General features: G+C 60.5%; 15 protein-coding genes, 2 tRNA genes and 1 pseudogene. 7 read left to right on the plus strand and 11 right to left on the minus strand.

Annotation, left to right across the window (positions count from 1 at the left end; translation table 11 throughout):
* Together NW839_RS00575 and NW839_RS00580 are read right to left on the minus strand one after the other, a co-directional pair.
* The gene (locus tag NW839_RS00575; RefSeq protein WP_414350567.1) at window positions 1-519 is read right to left on the minus strand and encodes an inorganic diphosphatase; all 519 of its coding nucleotides are present in this window, start codon (window positions 517-519) and stop codon (window positions 1-3) included.
* 283 nt (window positions 520-802) lie between these two features.
* Window positions 803-874: transfer RNA gene (locus tag NW839_RS00580), tRNA-Asn, on the minus strand.
* Between the two features lie 227 nt (window positions 875-1,101).
* On the opposite strand from NW839_RS00580, the gene yidC reads away from it, so the two are divergent.
* From yidC to NW839_RS00600, 4 genes are all read left to right on the plus strand, one after another.
* Complete coding sequence (gene yidC / locus NW839_RS00585; RefSeq protein WP_414350552.1) at window positions 1,102-2,292, plus strand: membrane protein insertase YidC; 1,191 nt, start codon at window positions 1,102-1,104, stop codon at window positions 2,290-2,292.
* A 70-nt stretch (window positions 2,293-2,362) separates the two neighbouring features.
* Window positions 2,363-2,974, plus strand: coding sequence for a protein jag (locus NW839_RS00590; RefSeq protein ID WP_414350553.1), 612 nt, complete (start codon window positions 2,363-2,365; stop codon window positions 2,972-2,974).
* An 89-nt stretch (window positions 2,975-3,063) separates the two neighbouring features.
* Complete coding sequence (locus tag NW839_RS00595) at window positions 3,064-3,552, plus strand: YceD family protein (RefSeq protein WP_011433815.1); 489 nt, start codon at window positions 3,064-3,066, stop codon at window positions 3,550-3,552.
* Between the two features lie 8 nt (window positions 3,553-3,560).
* Window positions 3,561-4,472, plus strand: a complete 912-nt coding sequence (locus tag NW839_RS00600; RefSeq protein WP_414350555.1) for a homogentisate phytyltransferase — start codon at window positions 3,561-3,563, stop codon at window positions 4,470-4,472.
* A gap of 209 nt (window positions 4,473-4,681) precedes the next feature.
* Here the strand turns inward: NW839_RS00600 and NW839_RS00605 are convergent, their stop codons facing one another.
* Window positions 4,682-5,482, minus strand: a complete 801-nt coding sequence (locus tag NW839_RS00605) for a photosystem II S4 domain protein (RefSeq protein WP_414350557.1) — start codon at window positions 5,480-5,482, stop codon at window positions 4,682-4,684.
* A gap of 68 nt (window positions 5,483-5,550) precedes the next feature.
* Here NW839_RS00605 and NW839_RS00610 point away from each other — a divergent pair.
* Window positions 5,551-5,623, plus strand: a tRNA-His gene (locus tag NW839_RS00610).
* 308 nt (window positions 5,624-5,931) lie between these two features.
* On the opposite strand, the gene NW839_RS00615 is transcribed toward NW839_RS00610, so the two are convergent.
* The 4 genes from NW839_RS00615 to NW839_RS00630 form a co-directional block, all read right to left on the minus strand.
* Window positions 5,932-8,016, minus strand: coding sequence for a hydantoinase/oxoprolinase family protein (locus tag NW839_RS00615; protein ID WP_414350559.1), 2,085 nt, complete (start codon window positions 8,014-8,016; stop codon window positions 5,932-5,934).
* Window positions 8,017-8,030: 14 nt separating this feature from the next.
* Window positions 8,031-9,281 carry an ATP-binding protein gene (locus NW839_RS00620; protein ID WP_414350561.1) on the minus strand — a complete coding sequence of 417 codons (1,251 nt, stop codon included), beginning with the start codon at window positions 9,279-9,281 and terminating at the stop codon, window positions 8,031-8,033.
* 90 nt (window positions 9,282-9,371) lie between these two features.
* On the minus strand, window positions 9,372-9,662 hold the full coding sequence (locus NW839_RS00625) for a hypothetical protein (protein WP_011433810.1): 291 nt from the start codon (window positions 9,660-9,662) through the stop codon (window positions 9,372-9,374).
* 65 nt (window positions 9,663-9,727) lie between these two features.
* On the minus strand, window positions 9,728-11,599 hold the full coding sequence (locus NW839_RS00630; protein WP_414350563.1) for an FAD-dependent oxidoreductase: 1,872 nt from the start codon (window positions 11,597-11,599) through the stop codon (window positions 9,728-9,730).
* Window positions 11,600-11,686: 87 nt separating this feature from the next.
* Here NW839_RS00630 and metG point away from each other — a divergent pair, with 87 nt between their 5' ends.
* Entirely contained in the window at window positions 11,687-13,243 is a 1,557-nt protein-coding gene (gene metG / locus NW839_RS00635; protein ID WP_414350569.1) for a methionine--tRNA ligase, read from the plus strand.
* Here metG and NW839_RS00640 read toward each other — a convergent pair.
* The 4 genes from NW839_RS00640 to NW839_RS00655 all read right to left on the minus strand — a co-directional run bounded on the left by NW839_RS00640 (window position 13,240) and on the right by NW839_RS00655 (window position 18,067).
* On the minus strand, window positions 13,240-13,788 hold the full coding sequence (locus NW839_RS00640; protein WP_011433807.1) for a hypothetical protein: 549 nt from the start codon (window positions 13,786-13,788) through the stop codon (window positions 13,240-13,242). The two genes, metG and NW839_RS00640, sit on opposite strands and share 4 nt — an antisense overlap.
* The gene (locus tag NW839_RS00645) at window positions 13,785-14,156 is read right to left on the minus strand and encodes a YtxH domain-containing protein (protein WP_011433806.1); all 372 of its coding nucleotides are present in this window, start codon (window positions 14,154-14,156) and stop codon (window positions 13,785-13,787) included. Before NW839_RS00645 ends, NW839_RS00640 begins: the two co-directional genes overlap by 4 nt.
* 99 nt (window positions 14,157-14,255) lie before the next feature.
* The gene (gene priA, locus NW839_RS00650) at window positions 14,256-16,694 is read right to left on the minus strand and encodes a primosomal protein N' (protein WP_414380424.1); all 2,439 of its coding nucleotides are present in this window, start codon (window positions 16,692-16,694) and stop codon (window positions 14,256-14,258) included.
* An 8-nt stretch (window positions 16,695-16,702) separates the two neighbouring features.
* Window positions 16,703-18,067 (minus strand): hypothetical protein, encoded by a 1,365-nt coding sequence (locus NW839_RS00655; protein WP_414350565.1) that lies wholly within the window; start codon window positions 18,065-18,067, stop codon window positions 16,703-16,705.
* Between the two features lie 589 nt (window positions 18,068-18,656).
* Here NW839_RS00655 and NW839_RS00660 point away from each other — a divergent pair.
* A pseudogene (locus NW839_RS00660) lies at window positions 18,657-18,870 on the plus strand (TolC family protein); the annotation flags it as partial.

Here is an 18,870-nt window from a genome sequence, read left to right on the forward strand (position 1 = left end):
CTATTTGGGTTGTTTGCAAGCTGCGATGCTGCTGGCAATAATCGCCTCGGTTTCGGCCAAGCCTTTCCAGCCCAAGATCTGGGTTTCTTTCTTTTCCAGGCGCTTGTAGGTGGCGAAAAACTCCGCAATCTCATCCAGGCGGTGCTGGGCGATGTCTTCCAGCTTGGTCACCGAAGCATAGCGGGGATCCTTGGCAGGCACACACAGCAGCTTCTCATCGGGATCCCCGCCGTCGATCATCTGCAACATGCCCAAGGGTCGCACCGTGACCACACACCCTGGGAAAGTGGGCTGATCCATGATCACCAAGCCATCCAAGGGATCCCCATCCCCGGCCAGCGTGTTGGGCACAAAGCCGTAGTCATAAGGGTACTGCACCGAGGAGTAGAGCACCCGATCCAGCGCCATTGCTCCCATGTCTTTGTCGAACTCATACTTGTTTTTGCTGCCGCCGGGAATCTCAATCAAGATGTTGAGCAGGCCGGGCTTGGGTTGGGCAGGGATCCGCGACAGGTCGATCACAGCAAGCACCCTCGGATTGGGAATAGACAGCCAGAGGGTATTCTGACATACTCCTTGCCCCAAAGGACAGAGACTCTTGACACTTGCCGGGAACAGGCGGGACGAAACCCTTAGCCGCCTTCACATTGCTTCACATTATTTTCTCCACGTCTGGCTTAGCGTCGCATCTTCCTCGACGAGATGGGAGACTGGGTTTTCTCTCCCCCTTTCCCTCAGCAGGCCCGGAGCCGCCTGGAAGGATAGGGTTCCGGATCCGGCTTCCTTGATTGGCTCAGACATACTCCCCGGGCAAGATTCGAACTTGCGACCAATCGGTTAACAGCCGACCGCTCTACCGCTGAGCTACCGAGGATCAAGCGTTTCTCATCATAGGGGAAAAAAGGACTGCTAGGCAACTGCCGATGAGGGGTTCTGGTTTGGCCTTGGGATCCCTGCTCAGAGGGTGGATAAGCTTGAGTCTGCTCAATCACTTACCTTTCTCAGGTCTATCTGACGGATCCAGGGGACAAACCCTGAAAACGCCCTCGTCAACCGAACGGAAGCCATTACAATGGTTACGGACATTTGCCAGCGCCCCTCATGGACTTCGGAGTCGGATTTCTCTCCAACAACGTCATGCTGCCGATCCTGGATTTTTTCTACGGGATCGTGCCCAGCTACGGACTGGCCATCATCTTCCTGACGTTGGTGATCCGCTTTGCCCTCTACCCGCTCAATGTGGGATCCATCCGCAACATGCGGCGCATGAAGGTGATCAGCCCGGTGATGCAGCGGCGGATGCGAGAACTCCAGGAGAAATACCGAGATGACCCGCAGAAGCTTCGGGAAGCCCAGGCCAAGCTTTACAGCGAGCTGGGGGCCAATCCCTTGGGGGGCTGCCTGCCACTGCTCATTCAAATGCCAGTGCTGTTTGCCCTGTTTGCCACCCTGCGGGGCTCCCCCTTTGCAGCGGTGACCTACGATGTCAACTTGCAGATCCTGCCGGCGGAAATGGCGGCTGAGGTGGTGCCCGCCCCCTACGTCAGCCCCAGCAAGAACATTTTTGTCACCGACTCTCTCCACAAGCCGGTGGTGCTGGTGGAACCCAAAGGCACCAAGGTTGCCGTTGGGGAGGAGGTGCAATTTCTGCTTCAAGGGCCGGGGGGCAAGCCTTTTGAGCAATTGGTGGCCGAAGCGGGCGGGGATCCCAATCTGTTACAGCCCACCTGGAAGATCACCAAAGGAGAAGATCGTGCCCAGATCAAGCCGGATGGCACCTTGCTGGCTCTGCAGCCGGGGGATGTGACCGTGCAGGTGTCCATTCCCGGTTTGGCCTCTGACACCGGCTTTCTGTTCATCGACAAGTTGGGCCGTGTGGGAGCCTTCGACGAGGATGGCACCATCCACTGGGATATCATCGCCATGATCGTCATCTTTGGGGTGTCCATTTACCTGAACCAGTACCTAACCAATGCCGGACAGGATACCGGCAAAGAGGATCCCAGCCAAAGTTCCATGGCTCGCATCACCCCTGTGCTGTTCTCGGCGATGTTCCTGTTCTTCCCTCTGCCGGCAGGGGTTTTGCTCTACATCCTCGTCTCTAACATCTTCCAAACGGTGCAGACTTTCCTGCTCTCGCGGGAGCCGTTGCCGGAGAACTTGCAGCAATTGGTGGAAGAGGAGCGCCGTCGGGCTGCCCAGGCGATCACGGTGGAGGCCAAGGAAGTGGAAAAATCGACCAAGCCCAGAGCAGCCAAGGAGGGACGGGAATCCTTGCCCTTTGAGCCCTAGGGGATCCTCGCTGTTGGGGTGGACTTGTGGTGGAGTGTTGATACCTCTTCAAAGTTGGAAGCTGCCTAGGATGAGCCGTCCTAAGTCTTCTACGGAATCTGCTGCTAAGAAATCTGAGGGAACCGTTGCCCCTTCGCCAAACAAGTCCACCTTTGCGGCCAATCAAGAGCGAGCCAGGCAGTGGTTACAGCAGGTGCTGGCGGCTATGGGGATCCCAGCGGCGGTGCGGGTGGTGGGGGAGGTGCTGGAAATTGAGGCAGACTCTTTGACCCCAGCTCAGAAGCGGCTGCTGTTGGCGAAAGCCCCCCCCTTGCCCTCTCCATCTTCCAGAGATTCCCCTCAAGAGGAGGATCGCTCCCCCGTGGTGCTGGATGCGTTGCAGTACCTGGCCAACACCCTTCTCAACCTGAACCAGCCGGAAGACCAGCAGCAGCCCTACATTTTGGATTTGGACGGCTATCGGCAGCGGCGTTTGCAGGAGCTGAAGGTTTTGGTTGCCGCTGCTGTGGAAAAGGTGAGGGCCACTGGCCGGGAATACGAGTTTCCCGATCTCTCGGCTGCCGAGCGTCGGCAAATTCATACTCTCTTGAATGACCCTGCCTATGCCGATCTGGAAACTTTCAGCCGTGGCAAAGAGCCTGACCGGCGCTTGGTTATCCGTCGGGCAGCTTCCCCATCTTGAGAGTGGGCAGAGGGCTGGGAACAAGTTGGCCCTCTTGCTACGGTGACGACAGGGATCCCGGCTATCCAAAACGTGCGAAAGGGGGCGCAATGTTAAGGCCAATTCGTCTATCCGATCTGCGGCAGATGCCGGATCAAACCCAAGAATTGCAGTTTAGGCAGTTTTTTTCGGGCTTTGAGAGTTTGACCCCTGTGGAGGGATCCCTGGAAGTCAGCCATCGGGGCCATTTTCTCGAAGTGAGTGCTGAAGCTCGTACCATTGTCACCCTCACCTGCCACCGCTGCCTACAGCAGTTCAACCACCGGCTGCACCTGGAAGTTGAGGAGATCATTTTGATTCGGGATCCCGAACCTCTCCCCTTGGAGCTGGAACTGCAAGACGAAGAAGATCTGCTGGAAAGCCTGCCCCCCAATGGTGAGCTGGATGTCGAAGACTGGATGTACCAGCACCTGCATTTGGAGATGCCCCGCCAGTTGCCCTGCCGTCCCGATTGTCCGGGCATTGCGGTGGAAGCTACAGCACCAACGGCGGATCCCCGCTGGGCAGCCCTAGCTTCTCTCCTGGAAGACTCTCCCTAGCTTTTTTGATGTTGCGCCCACAAGTTCTCTGGCGTTTTGCTCGACCCCACACCGTCTACGGCACCAGCGCCAGCGTGGTGGGCCTCTACCTGTTGGCGGGGTTTGTGGCTGCCGGATCCCTGCAACCGGTTCTCTCGGCGCTGCCCCAGTTGGTCTGGGCTTGGGCGGCCTGTCTGGCGGCCAATGTCTACATCGTCGGCTTGAATCAACTGACGGATATTGAAATCGACCGCATCAACAAACCCCATTTGCCCTTGGCTGCTGGATCCCTGGGTTGGCGACAGGGGGTGGGGATCGTCGTGGGTTGTGGGGTGGCGTCCGTCCTACTGGCCATGGCTGGGATCCCCTACCTGCTGCTGACGGTGCTTTTGAGCAATGGGATCGGCACGGCCTATTCGCTGCCCCCCTTGCGGTTGAAGCGTTTTCCGCTGGCAGCCTCGGCTTGCATCTACAGCGTGCGGGGTTTGATCGTCAATTTGGGCCTTTACAGCCATTTTCAGCAGGTGATGCAGGGAAGGGTCGAGCTTTCGGCTGCGATTGTTTGGCTGACGGGGTTTATGTCGATTTTTGGGCTGGTGATCGCCCTTTTCAAAGATATTCCCGACATGGAAGGGGATCGCCAGTTTGCCATTGCCACCTTCTCGCTGCGCTTTGGGCCAGGGCGGATCTCAAGGTTTTGTATCGGCATTTTGGCCTTGTGCTATCTGGGATTTATCGGGGTGGGGATCTCTTTTCTCCTTGCGGGCAACGGCCTCTGGCTGTTGGTGAGCCATGTGTTGGGGCTGGGGATCCTCTTGGGCTATGGTGTCCATCTGGATCTCAACCGCCGAGATGCGATTGTTGGCTATTATCAACTGATCTGGAAGTTGTTTTACTTGGAGTATTTGCTTTACCCTTGGGCCTTTTTCTCTTTTTTCTAGAGCATTTCTTGAAGCTGCAGTCGCTTCAAATTAGGGTGGACACCTGAGCTACTGATCGCGCCAGCGGGACGGAGTCCTTGAAAAGACTTCTGGCCCTATGCATTATTGCTCTACAACACTGACGCGACCAACGTTTCGGGTGTGGGCACAGTATCCTAGTTTGAACCAAAATGAGCATAACGATCTCCCAAAACTCAGGCAAGAAAAACCTAGAGATACCGCGTCATTTGCACTCGAAAGCGGCCTTTTTTCGTTTCGGCTACCTCTTCAATTTGCAGCCGACCCCGACCTCGAATGGCAATCCAATCCTGAGGGCCAACGGTGTAGCTGGCTTGGGTAATGGGCTTCCAGTTGACCCGCACTTCCCCCCGTTGGATTTCTTCCACCATTTTGCTGCGGGAGATGCCAAACCCAGCTGAGGCTACCGCATCCAGGCGCAAAGAGGCTTCCACGCTGGTGATGGATTTGACGCGGGGGGGTTGAATGTTCAACTGGCTCAGGGGGATCCGGCTCACTTTGACAGGCACTGTGCGCACCTGCGTCAGGTTTAGGGTGAGGTAGTCCACCATTTCGGGCACAACGATGGCCTGGGCGCCTGAGTCCCCCAACAGGAGGATGTCTCCCACTTTCTCGCGGGCGATGCCGGCTCCCAAAAGGGCTCCCAGAAAATCGCGGTGGGTGGCCGGGTCGAAGAGAAAGTTGCCCTGAATCTGAATGGCGGCCAATGGGATCCCTTCTTGGTCGGGCTTGGGATCCCGGACATCTAGGCCCACCTCAGAGCGAGCTAGGACCAAGCGCTGGCGCTCTGCTTGGGGGTACCCTCCCCAAGCCCACACTTGCAGTTCGGTCAAGTTGCACAGCCGAGCTTGCACCTCTGCTATTTCCGGTGGGGAAAGGAAGTCGCTCCAGACCACTTGCCAGGTCTTGAGGGCTTGCTCTCCCAAATCCAAGACCCGTGCCAAGGTTTCTCGATACTCTGCCCCTTGCAACAAATCGGCTCTGGGTAGCATTTGGGGTGCTTCGACCTCTGTGGTTCAGTCCCGTTTTTCCCATGCTAAGCTAGATAGCTGGAATCACGGCGGGCGTAGCCAAGCGGTTAAGGCAGAGGATTGTGGATCCTCCATTCGTGGGTTCGAGTCCCATCGTCCGCCCTCGAGCGGAATCAGGAAAATCCAGTCAGGACAGGGCCACAGAGGCCAATCCATCTATCTAGACCCTGCCCAATGAAAACAAGCAACACCCCATCTGGACGCAAAAATCGTGAAGGGAGTCGTCAAGGCAATCTGCAGCCCCTGGCTCTCCCCCTCAAAACAAGCTCTGCTGTGGTCTTTCAGGTTAGGGTGAGCTTCTGGCCCCCTGCATTATTGCTCCGCAACGCCGACGCGAGCAACGTTTTGGGTGTGGGCACAGTATCCTAGTTTGAATCGAAATGACCATGACGCTCTGCTTGCGGATGGACTCACCAGGACTTTGTCCCGCTATCGCGAACACAGCTCAAGATTAGGGTTCCCACTTCGTCAATGACCCCCGTCCAATCGGCTTCGATCACCGCCGTTGCCTCCGGCATCTCGACAATTGCCGGCCCGCGCAGTTGAAACCCCACATCCATGCGCTGCCGATCGTAGACCGGCACCGAGCACATCCTGCCCCCAAACCATGCCTCTCGCCGACCCTTGAGGGGATCCCCTGGCAAGGGGGGGGGTGCGGTCAAAGGCACGGTGGGTAGGGCCTGCACCGCCTGGAGACGCAACTGAATTGCCTCCACCGGCTGGGCTGAATCTTGCCATCCATAGCGTTGTTGGTGGGCCTGGTGAAACTGTTGCTCCAGATGAGGAATCGGATCTGACAACTGCACCGGGATCTCCAACTCAAAAGACTGGCCGCGATAGCGCAAGTCCAAGCTGAAGTGCAACGCCGGCTCCTGCAGATCGGCTTGGGCCTGGCGGATCAGGGGTTCTGCCCATTGGGCCAGCAGGGATCCCCCTGAAGCGGACGTGAGCTGCCGCAGAGGTTGGAGGATGGCCCGCCGATAGTCTCGCCGCAGATCTGCCAAAGCCATTCCCAGCGCCGAGAGCACCCCACAGGCAGCCGGGATCAAGATCGTGCGGATGCCCAGCTCTTCTGCCAAAGCACAGGCATGCATGGGCCCGGCTCCGCCGAAGGCCAACAGGGCAAAATCGGCGGGATCCAAACCCCGCTCCACGCTGATCACCCGCAAGGCCCGCGACATGGCGACATTCGCCAAGGTGCGAATGCCAACGGCAGTTTCCTGCAAGCTCAAGCCCAAGGGATCCGCCAGCGTGGCAATAGCCTGTTCCGCTAGCCCCCGCCGTAGCTGCACCGAGTCGCCCAGCCGCCCGCCATCCGGCAGGTACCCCAGCCAGAGGTTGGCATCGGTAACCGTCGGAGCTGTTCCCCCCCGACCGTAGCAGGCCGGCCCGGGGTTGGATCCGGCACTCTCTGGCCCCACCTGGAGCCCACCGCCGGGCAGCAAATAGGCCAGGGATCCGCCGCCGGCACTGACGGTGTGGATGTCAATTTGGGGCTGTTGCACGGGCAAGCCGCACACCACCGCTGCGGGAGTAACCTGGGGGATCCCATCTTGGATCAAGGCCACATCTGTGCTGGTTCCCCCCATATCGAAGCTGAGCAAGTGGGGGTAGCCACTCAGCCGACCCAGATAGGCCGCCCCATAAACCCCGCCTGCCGGCCCTGAGAGCAAAGCCACCGAAGCATGGGCCGCCGCCTGAGCAATGGAGGTCACCCCGCCGGAAGACTGCATGATCAACGGTTGGGGGATCCCTCGCTCCCGACATCCTTGGGCCAAGCGGTGCAGGTAGCCCGCCAATGCCGGGCTGAGGTAGGCATCGATGGCGGTGGTGCTGAAGCGCTCGTATTCGCGGAACTCCGGCGCCACCTCGCAAGACAGGGAAAGGTGCAGATCGGGAAAAGCCTGCCGCAAGGCCGTCCCCAGCCGCTGTTCGTGCTCCGGGTAGAGAAAAGAAAACAAAAACCCCACCCCAATAGCGCGGATCCCATCCCGCTGCACCCGTTCCCCCACCTCCTGCACCACCCGCCGGATTTCGGCATCGGTGAGCGGCTCCAACACTCCACCCACGCTGCAGCGCTCCTTCACCTCCAGGCAGTGGTGGCGGGACACCACCGGCTCCGGCTTGGGCTGCGTCAGGTCATACAGAGAGGGGCGGTTTTGACGGGCAATGGCCAGCACATCCCGAAAGCCCGCCGTGGTCAAAAACAGGGTGGGGGATCCCTTGCGCTCCAGCAGCGCGTTGGTGGCTACCGTCATGCCATGACAGAAGAGGTCAACCCAGAGCACCCCCAGCTTGTCCAGCGCCGCAAAGACTCCCTCCTCAGGGCTGGGGGTAGACAGCACCTTCGCCGTCTGCATCTGGCCATCCTGCAAGAGCACCAGATCAGTAAAGGTGCCCCCCACATCGATCCCCAGGCGGGCCAAGCTGCGGCTTGCTTCCGTCTGATCCAGATTGGCCGGATCGAGGTTGCTACCCAACGCTGATGCGACCATGGCTTCTATCGCTTCTATAGTCCATCGCTGTCCTTCACCAGCCCTGCCCGAACGGCATCCAAGAACTGGCGGGCAGTGCGACCGGAAAAGCCGTTTTGCTGTTGGGCCCAGATTAAGGCCTGGCGGCGCAGGGCATCCAGAGATTGGGTGAAACCCAGCCGCTGGGCCAAGTGTTCTACGGTTGCCAGGTAATCTCCCTGGGTGAAGGGGGTGAAGGTGAGGGTGAGGCCGAAGCGATCCCGCAGCGACAGCTTTTCCTGGACCGTATCCCAGGCGTGGACTTCTTGATCTTGGGGATTGGGACGGTCGCCAAAAAACTCGCGGATGAGATGGCGGCGGTTGCTGGTGGCATAAAGGCGCACGTTGGGGGGCGGCGCAACGAGATCCCCCTCCAGGAGCACCTTGAGCTGCTTGAACTCGGTTTCCTCTGCCTCAAAGGAGAGATCGTCCACAAACAAGATGAAAGGCAACACCTGCGCCCGCAGCTCTGCCAAAATCTCCGGCAACTGAACCAAGTCAGTTCGCCGCAGCTCCAATAGGCGCAGCCCCTGCGGGCCGTAGCGGCGCAACAACGCCTTCACCAGGGAAGACTTGCCCGTACCCCGCGCCCCGTAGAGCAACACATGCAAAGCCGGATCCCCCCGCAGCAGGGCTTCGGTGTTGGCCGCCAACTGCTGTTTCTGCCGTTCGTAGCCGTAGATCTCCTCCCAGTCAGACAGATCGGGAGCAGGGATCCCTTCTAGCCCTGCTGGCCCCCAGCGAAAGGCCCAGTAGCGACCACAGAGCCCTACCCCCCTTTGGCGGTAGCGGGCAATTAAGGTCTCCAAGCTCTGGCCCCAATCGGCAAAAGAGCGGGGATCCCAGCCAGCGCTATCGGTTTCCCCATCGGGCCAGGGGATCCCCAACCCCAACGCCTGCATCTGCTCGGCAATGGTCTCCTGACTGTCCGCTAGGGTTTGCAGACAGCGCAGGTCGTGGCGGGCAGCCTGCATCAGAGGCCCTGGGATCTCTTGGGATCGCAGCGCCGCGCGGGAAAAGGGGTTATCGGCCCAGCGGATCTCCCGGATCAGCCATTGCCGCCAGCTCAGGCCCTGCCGGGCCAACTGCTCAAACCAGCGCCCGTAGGCCCTCCAGCACGGCAGGGGATCCCCACTCATCAACTGCTGGATCAGCTCCTGCCAGGCTAGGGCTAGGGGGTGGGTGCAGATGTCCCGGAATACCAGCAGCTTGGCCGCTGCTTCTGCTGCTTCTTGGAGGGGGGTCATCGCTTGAAGCCGCTCTAACTTGGCGTTGCTTATCCGCTCCCTAGGGGAGGAGACTGGGGGTAGTTGCGTTAACAACACGGAGCGCTTGAGTTACCTGGCATTGTCCCGCCGGCCCAGTTCATAGAGGCCTCCGCCGACGCAGGCGATCAGGCCACAGGAGACGGCCCAGCTTTTGCCCAAGGAGATCTCCGTCAGGGCTACCACCAAGCCTGCTGCCAGCAAAAAGGGAAGGGTGCTCAGCAAGGAAGCCAAAGCTCCACTGGGATCCCATAGCAATTGCTTTTCCCAGCTCTCCTGCAGCTTTTGATGCAGCGGCGAAAACCCCCACATTAGCCCTAAGCCCCACAGAGCCGTGGCGGCCCATAAAGAGGGGCGAAGCATCTCCCAGCCCACAAGTCCAACCCCAACGGGATCCACCGGTCAACTCCCAACCCTGCCTTTCTAGGCTAGCGGGATTGGGCCCAATCGGTGGCGGTAATGGTGGTGCCAGGAAATTGAATGGGGTTGCCCAAGCTCTGGATTTGGGCCTGGAGAGCTGGCAACAGCCGCAAATCCAAAAGCGGCTCCTCCACGATCTCTGCCGGGATCAGATCCCGCTCCAGGGCAAAGTGGGCCGTGTGACCGGCGGCGGTGCCAATGGCCCATTCCACCGGATGCACCCGGTAGGAGGCACTGGCAATGCGGCTGGTGGCGATATTTTTGTTGCCGGCTAGCAGATTGTCAATGCGCTGGGGGATCAGAGCCCGCAGGGGGATCTGGTAAGGGTAGCTGGGGGCCTGCGCGTCTTTGTTGTTGCTGGGGGGCAGGGAAAAACCCGGCAGCAGGCAATCGTGAAAGTCGATGGGGTACTGGCCCACCCCCACCGAGTCGTAGAAGATGAAGGGCCGCCCGCGGTTTAGCTCCGATTCCCGTGTGGTGATGTCCGACTCGTAGATGGTAAATCCTTCTGGGTAGGAGAGGCTGGGCCGACCAATGATGCGCCGCGACTCGCGGATATAAGGGTACTTGGAGAGGCCGCTGGCAGTTCCCATGGGGGTATTGGGCCCCCGTAGGTAGGCATAGCGCAAGTAGAAGTCTTTTTGAAAGTTGGGATCCTCCTGTTGCAGGAGAAAATCCGTCCTTCCCGCCACCAGCCAGTAGAAAAAGCCCTTAGCATGCTGCTCAGCTCGCCGCAGGGCTTCCACCCGTAGGCCCCCCATCCAGCCGCCCGGCTGCAGTTGGCCTGAGGCCTGCAGTTGCTCGTGGGTAAGGATGAGGTTCATCTCCGGGCCGGTGATGCGCCAGTCGTTGCCCCAGGTCCAGTTCTGCATGGATTGATCCCCCACCCGAATGGCCTCTTCCCCAAAGCCGAACACCTGCCCCCGGATGCGGCGGTAGGTGAAGATCAGCGCAAAGTTGAAGCGAGGGTGTTCGTAACTGTAGTAGGGGCCGTGCAGGGGATCGTTGTAGAACTCCGGCTTGACCGGCACCTGCGGCACGGGGAAGCGCTCCATGACAAAGGTGTAGGTGAAGCCCTGGGTACAGTAGGGATCCACGTAGGGCTTGGAGCTGGGTTCCCAGCGGCTTTGGCCATCGGTTCCCAGGCGGTAGGGCACCCGCGCCAGGGGCAGCAGCTCGCCGGTTTCAGTAGCGTCGATCACCACCCAGGGCAGGGTTTTGTCTTGGCGTTCTGGCGGCGGCTCAAAGCGCAGGATCTCCTTGTCCCAGTCCTCGGTGGGTTCTAGACGATAAAAATCGAGAAAGTAGCTGGAGAGATCCCCTCGATTCTCTGGCTGGACGCCGGCGTGTTTGGGGATGTTGCGAATGGCCTGCACACTGCGGATCTGAGAGTCTTTGATCTCCAAATCCTTCACTACCGTCTCGGTGAACAGCCGCAACTGCCCCGACTGCAGATAGGGATCCAACATCTCCCGAATCACCTGGTGGCCCACCTGAGGGGAAAAGCAGAGCACGCTCACCCAGCATTTGCCCGGATTGGGATCCCCGCCGTATTTTTCCCGTACCCGCCGGCGAAACTCGCTGTAGCCTTTGGGGAAGATGTCATTTTCTCGTTGCAGGGGTCGCTCGTCCAAAGCGGAGACTCCCTGGGCGCTCACCTGCCCCCCGATCCAATCGCTGATCTCCGTCATGCACACCTGCCGGCCCAGTTGCAGCGCGTCATAGGCCGCCGCCACCCCCCCCAGCCCGCCCCCGGCAATGAAGATCTCACAGGGGATGCGGGTTTCCGGCAAGGGCTGGGCCAGAGCCGCTCCGGCGCCCAGGATCCCTGCTCCCAAGGCTACCCTGCTCCACCCCAGAAGGTTGACCTGAAGTTTCATCGAATGACCTCTCCACACCCACGCTACAGCTTGGCCTTTTGGACTTTCCGGCAACCTCTATCATGGGAGAAAGCCTTGGGGATGCTCATGCCGGATTCCACCTTTGTCATCACCACCCCCATCTACTACGTCAACGCCGCTCCCCACATCGGCAGCGCCTACACCACCCTGGTGGCGGATGCCATCGCCCGTTACCATCGCCTGCGGGGCAAGGATGTGCTGATGGTGACGGGAACCGACGAGCACGGCCAGAAGATCCAGCGCACCGCCGAAGAGCGCGGCATTCCCCCTCAGCAGCACTGTGACGAGATTGCGGCTCAGTTTGCCCAGCTTTGGCAGTTGCTAGACATCCGCTACGACCGCTTTATCCGCACCACCAACCCTCGCCACAAAGCCATTGTGCGGGAGTTTTTTCAGCGGGTTTGGGATCAGGGGGATATTTTCGTTGGGCGGCAGCAGGGGTGGTACTGCGTTGCCTGCGAAGAGTTTAAAGACGAGGCGGAGCTGCTAGAAGGTGGGTTTTGCCCTCTGCACCCCACCAAGAAGGTGGAGTGGAAAGATGAAGAAAACTACTTCTTTCGCCTCTCCCGCTACCAAGAAAAGCTGGAGGCCCTGTATGCGGAGCAGCCGGAGTTTATCCAACCAGAAAGCCGCCGCAATGAGGTGATTAACTTTGTCAAGCAGGGCCTGCGGGATTTTTCCATCTCTCGCCCTAGTGTCTCCTGGGGGATCCCTTTTCCGGCGGATCCCGGCCAAACCCTCTACGTCTGGTTTGACGCCCTGATCAACTACATCAGTGCCGCTCTGGATCCTGACGACGAGCCCACCTTGGCAAATGCCCTACGCCGCTACTGGCCTGCGGATGTGCACCTGGTGGGCAAGGACATCGTCCGCTTTCATGCCATCTACTGGCCGGCTATGCTCATGTCGGCCGGTCTGCCTCTGCCCAAACAAATCTTTGGCCACGGCTTTCTCACCAAAGATGGCCTCAAGATGAGCAAAAGCTTGGGGAACACGGTGGATCCCTTTGAGCTGGTGCAGCAATACGGCGCCGATGCCGTGCGCTACTACTTCCTGACGGAAATCGAGCTGGGCAAGGATGGCGATTTTAGCGAGGGCCGCTTCGTTGACGTGCTCAACGCCGATCTGGCCAACGACCTGGGCAACTTGCTCAACCGCACCCTCAACATGCTCAGGAAATATCAATCCGACTACCGCGTTCCCGCCGTCGGGATCCCTGCAGATCACCCCCTCAAAACCCTGGCCGAGCGCCTTGCCCCGGCAGTGGCCGACGCCTACGAGCGGCTGGATCCCAGCTCTGCTGCCCGCAAAGCCCTCAGCTTAGCCCAGGCCAGCAACAAATACCTTGATGAGCAGGCTCCTTGGACGCTGCACAAGCAAGGGCAAAACGAACGGGTGGCCCAGATTCTCTACGCCGTTTTGGAAAGTGTGCGCTGGGTGGCAGTCCTGCTCTCCCCCCTCATTCCCGCTCTCAGCCTCAAGATCCTGCAGCAGCTGGGGTTCTCCCTCGCCGACACCCTGCAACTGCGCTGGGATCCCGATGCGACTTGGGGCCAGCTTCCCCCCGGGCAAGAGCCCCAGCCTCCTACGCCTGTCTTTCAGAAGATCCTGAGGAACGCCTAGGGATTGGCGATGTCCGGTCGGGAAGATTGGGCAGCGGCTTGGGATCCCTCTGGTGTGGCTCCGCCGGCAAAAGGGCGGTCACCTCCCAGGGGAAGTGTTGATGAAGCAGCGGAGAAAGAACGGTTGGATGGGTCGGATGGGCGCAGCCGCGGGTTGTGAATCGCGCCAGTGGTGGGGGGCACTTCGCCGGACAGCGTCTGCCAGGCTGCCCGTACCCCTGCCCAAAAGCTGCGGATATTGACTTGGGCGCCCTGGGCTTGGGTGCGTGCTCCTTCGATGGAGCGGTTGACCTGCTTCACCACTTGCCCAGCCCCTTTCACCCCTTCGTCGAGGCTGTCGGCAATCTCGCTCACTTCCAGGCTGGTCAGGCGCAGGGCCTCCAGCGTGGGCGGCAATTCCCGCAGCAGCGTGTCGAAAAAGCGCTCCACGCTCTGGGCAGCTCGACCCAGTTGAATGACGGCAGGTAGTAGGGTCAGGATCACTGCCAAAATGCCCACTGCTACCAGGCCTACCGAGAGGCCGAGCCAAAATACTGGGTCGTTCATCCCGCCGCCTCCTCCCCATCCCGAGCTTCTAGGTCAGCTTCTTCCCCGCCAAAGGGACGCGAGTTCTGGGCTTGGAGCAGCTCCCTTCGCTTCTGCAACATGGCTTCTTTGCCCACCGCCACTGCCTGCTGCAGCCGCAGCAGAGCCTCATCCAAACTGCGTTGGGCAGCGTCGAACAACTTTTCCGATTGATATTGCAGACTGCTGGTCACATCTTCTGCCACCTCTGGCAGGGCCTCTGCCGATTTCTTCAGCAGTCGCCGCGTCTCCCGTCCGCTGCGGGGAGCCAAGAGCAGGCCAATGGCGGTGCCCACAGCAGTTCCCAGCAACAGCCCACCAATAAACGCGCCAGTCCGGTTTTCAGCCATGCTTTGCCAGAGTTGAGTTGGATACGGGTGGCCCCGAAACCAGACTACCTTAAGATCTCGCGGGATCGGCGGGCTTGCCGCGCGCCGGGTCAACTGTTCCTAGAGAATCCGCAGGGGATCCACATCCAGGCTGACGCGGATCCCTTGGGGGGGATGGCCAATTGCGGCCTGGATCTGCGCAGCCAGCTTCGGGCGATCCCAACCTTGGTCGGGAAGCTGCTTCAACAGGATCTGCCAGCGGTAGCGTCCGGCAACCCGCTCCACCTGAGCTGGCCCCGGCCCCAACACCTCTGCCGGGATCCCCTGTAGGCGTTCGGCCACCCGATGGCAGTAGCGCTCCAGGGCTTCCAGGCAGGTGCTGCTCAAGCGGATCAAAATCAAGGCTCGATGGGGAGGATAGCCCCCCTCTTGCCGTTGTTGCAGTTCTGCCCGCAAGAAGCCCTCGTAATCTTGGGCCAGTACCGCCCTCAAAATCGGGTGCTCCGGCAGATAGGTCTGGATAATCGCCTGTCCTGGCAGGGATCCCCGGCCCGAGCGCCCCGCCACCTGGGTGAGCAGTTGAAAGCTGCGCTCGCCGGCGCGATAGTCGGCTTGGTGCAACAGCCCATCGGCGGCCATCACGCCCACCAAGGTCACCTGGGGAATGTCCAACCCTTTGGTGAGCATTTGCGTGCCCACCAACACCTGGGCCTTGCCGCTGCGAAACTGCTCCAGCAAATCGCGATGGGATCCCTTGCGGCGGGTGGCGTCGCTGTCGTAGCGCAAAATCGAGAGCTGGGGCCAATGCTGGTGCAGCACTTCCACCACTTTTTGGGTGCCGGTGCCGAAGTGCTTCAGGTAGGGGGATCCACAGGCGGGGCAGCGCTGCGGATGGGGTTGGCGGGCGCCGCAGTAGTGGCAGCGCAGTTCCTGCCCGCCGAGATGGGCCAGATGAAAGGTGAGAGAAACATCACAATGCTCGCAGGTGAGGACAAACCCGCAGCTCCGGCACAAGACGAAGGTGCTGTGGCCGCGGCGGGGGACAAAGAGAATGGCCTGTTCCCCTCTGTCCAGCGTCTGCTGCAGGGCCTGGTGTAGACGGCGGCTGAGGATGCTGCGGTTGCCGGCTTGGAGCTCCTGGCGCATGTCCACCAGCTCCAGTTGGGGCAGGGTGGCCGGGATCCCAGCTTGGGGGATGCGCTGCGGCAGGGCCAGCCGGATCCACCGTTGCGGATCCTGCAGATGGGCGGCATAGGTTTCCACCGCTGGGGTTGCACTGCCCAGGACCAGGGGACAACCGGCCAGCTCGGCCCGCCACTCGGCCACCTGACGGGCGTGGTAGCAGGGCTGGGGCTGATCCTGCTTGAAGCTGTCGTCGTGCTCTTCGTCCAAGACGATCAGGCCCAGCTTGGACAAGGGGGCAAACACCGCCGAGCGGGTGCCGATCACCACTTGGGGGGTGGAGGACAGCATCTGCCGCCAGGTGTCGTAGCGCTCGCCTTCCGAGAGGCCGCTGTGGTAGGCCCACACCTGGGATCCCAGCCGCGCCCGAAACCGATCCATCAGTTGCGGGGTAAGGCCGATCTCGGGCACCAGCACCAGCGCCGACCGTCCTTGCTGCAGCACCTGGGCGATCACCTGCAGGTACACCTCTGTTTTCCCAGAACCGGTGACCCCGTGCAGCAAAAACCGCTGGAACCGGCCCAAAGCTTGCCGGATCGCCTCTACCGCCTGGGCCTGGGCTGCGGTCAAGGGCTTGGGCGGATCCCGCCACCCCGGCAGGCTGGCATCTCCCAGCCGCAGCAGTGGGCGCTCGTAGAGGTGGACACGGCCTTTGCGGGCCAACCCCTGCAGAACTGCTCGGCTCACTCCTGCCAGGCGCTCCCACTCGGCGAGCAGCAGCTCTCCCCCCTTCTGCTTGAGGATCTGCAGCGCCTTCTGCTGAGGGAGGCTCAGCCCCTCTGGGGAGTCGTCGGCCAGACTGGCGGCCAGCTGGGTTTTCACCCTGCCCCCCTGTTGCTCCTGCCAAAAGCTCTCCACCCAACCCCGTCGCTGCAGTTCCCGCAGGGCGAGGGCGGCAGTGGGCACCTGCTGTTGCACATAGCGCCAAGACAGCTCTCCCCCTTTGGCCTGAAGCAGCTGCAGCAGGGTTTGGGCAGCCGGCGAACATTCCTCCCCTTCGGCAGGGAGCCTGAGCAAGCGGACACGCCGCTGAGAACGGCTGAGCAAGCCGGGGGGCAATACCGTGCGCACCACCTGGGCCAGAGGGGTGAGGTAATAGTCGGCCACCCGCTGCAGCAGGGGCCAGAATTCTTTGGGCAGGATCCCTTTGGCCACCACCGCCTCGATCTCCCGCACCGACTGCGGATCCACCCCTGCCGGCAGCTCGGAGCGCCAACCCAAGGCCACTGCCCCCGCCATTTGCTGACCAAAGGGTACGCTGAGCAGGTCGCCCGCTTCTGGCGCGGATCCCTCTGGCACACGATAGGTAAAGCAACCCCCCAAATGGGGATGATCCACCCACACTTCCAGCCAGCGGGGAGGCACAGGCTGCAACACGGGATCCCTCACGGACGGGGCAGAAACCTCGGCAGATCGACCGCCCGCTTGCTTGCCCGAGACGGTAGAGGTTGGGCCAGGGGCTGAATTGTAGGCTTGGCAGCAGGGGTTGGAGACAGAGCCTGGCCAGGGGACTCTGTTCGCGTGAGGGCGCTGGAGGTATCGGCCCGAGGTGGGACATCCAAGCCTTTGCGTTCCAAAGCCGCCTTCAAGCTCAGCACATGCATCTGCTGCTGCTCGTATTTTTCTCGGAGAGAGCGGTTTTCTTCCCACAGGGCAGCACGCTCCCCTTGCAGGGCTTTGATCTGCTCTGCTTGCTTCTCCAGTTGCGTGGACAAGGTTGCAATTTCTTCTTGCAGATGGAGAATGGTTGCCTGCGCAGAGCGCAACTGTGGCTGCCAGTCGGGTTGGGCGGCCAACTGCTCCAAGGCAGCCTGCAACTGCCGCTCCATGGCGGAGAGATGCTGCTGGGCTTGGGCGTACTGTTCCTGCAGATGGCGGTGCTCTTGCTGCCAACGGGTAACTTCCGCCTGGGCTTGGGAGAGGGCCACTTGCAGCGCTTCGGCCTGGGCCTGCCACTGCTGTTGAAGCTGTTGCTGCTCCCGGGATCCCTGGCGCAGATGCTCCTGCTGAGCTTGCAAAGCCGCCAATTGAGCTTGGGCTTCGGCCAGGGCTGCTTCTAGCTCTTGCCGTTGTTCCCGCCAGCGCTGCTCGGCCTCGGCTTCCGTCTCGGCATAGCCCGCCAAACGGGCCTCGAGGTGTTCCCGTTGCTCCTGCCAGGCTGCCTGTTGGTCGCTGTACAAAGCCCGCAGGCTGCTCAGCTCCGCCTGAGTTTCGGCAATTTGAGTGCGGGCCAGAGAAAGCTCTGCCTTAAAACGCTGCAACATCTCCACCCGTTTTTCTGCCACATCTTGGGCTTCCAGAAGAGAAGCTTGCAGCTCCTGCTGGCGCTGTTCCCATTGACGGCGCTCCTGAGCGTGGGCCAAGCGTAGCTGCTCAATCTGCTCCTGCAGGGCCTCGATATCCTGCCGCTGCCGTTCATTTAAGCGTTGCCGAGCAGCAAGCTGAGCTTCCTGATCCGAGATCTGGACTTTCTGAGCCGCCAAAGTCTGCTGCAACTGTTGCAAGAGATGCTCCCGCTCCTGCAGCGCCTTCTCTTGTTCGGCCACCTTCTGGTGCAAAGCCTGCAGTTGTTCCTGAAGAACTCGCCGCTCTTGGAGCTCGGCTTCGGCTTTGAGCAGACGGTTCTCCAATTCCTGGCGCTGCCTCAGGGCCAAATGGCGCTCCGTGCTGGGATCCGGTTCGGATGCTGAACAGCCCGCATGAGTCTCTGAAAGGATGGGATCCGAGTCACCTGAAGAGGGAGCACGCATAGATTGAAGGAGAGATGAAGAAGCGGGAGCAAATGATAAAGTTCCCTGCAGTATAGAGAGATTTTTGGGCGGGTTCAAGCCAGAAGGGTGATCTTGTAAAATCTCCTGCTGCTCCGCACGGCGCGGAGTGCTATCGGCCTGTTTTGGCCGCGCTCTTGCTTCTGAGGTTCCCAAATCCCCGGACTGGGCAGAAGGGCTTGGCTTACTTTTTTTCGGCCGCGAGGCCCGATCCCGACCGGAAGAGGTCTCCCCTTGCTTGGGCGTGCTCTGAGAGTCTGCCACCTTGCCCCCTTTCATCGCCCACAACACCCACCCCCGCCATCACGGACAGATGGCCCCACCATTCTAAACTGAGTCTAAATCTAAATCGACTCGGTCTCAATCCAAGCGTCTCTGCTGAGTGTAGAGGAGTCCCGCCCGTGCTCGGAGCTCCTGGCAGACGCAGGTCGGCCTCATCGTTGCAGGGGCAAATGCGAGGACTCGCTTCCACTGGCCCGAACAGGGCAGCCAGCGAGCCTGCGGAAAACCGTCTTATCTTTGTCCTTCATTTTGCGATACTGCTAGGGGTGATGTTGAGAATGACCGCACGATGGCGATGCAAAATGGAGCCAGGGATCCGCTTCAACTTCCTCAACAGCAGACGGGCTCGGCGGGATCCCAGTTGAACCTTGCCTGTTCTGCCCCCTGTGGCCTACTGTTGAGCCTGCTCTGGGCTGTCCCTGCTCTTGCTCAGCCAGAAGCTCCCAGCTCCGCTGCCTCTGCTCTGCCCAACAGCCGCGAAATCCTCACCCCCCCACCCCCCC

It is taken from the genome of Synechococcus sp. R5-15, from assembly GCF_047462035.1.
Lineage (GTDB): Bacteria > Cyanobacteriota > Cyanobacteriia > Thermostichales > Thermostichaceae > Thermostichus.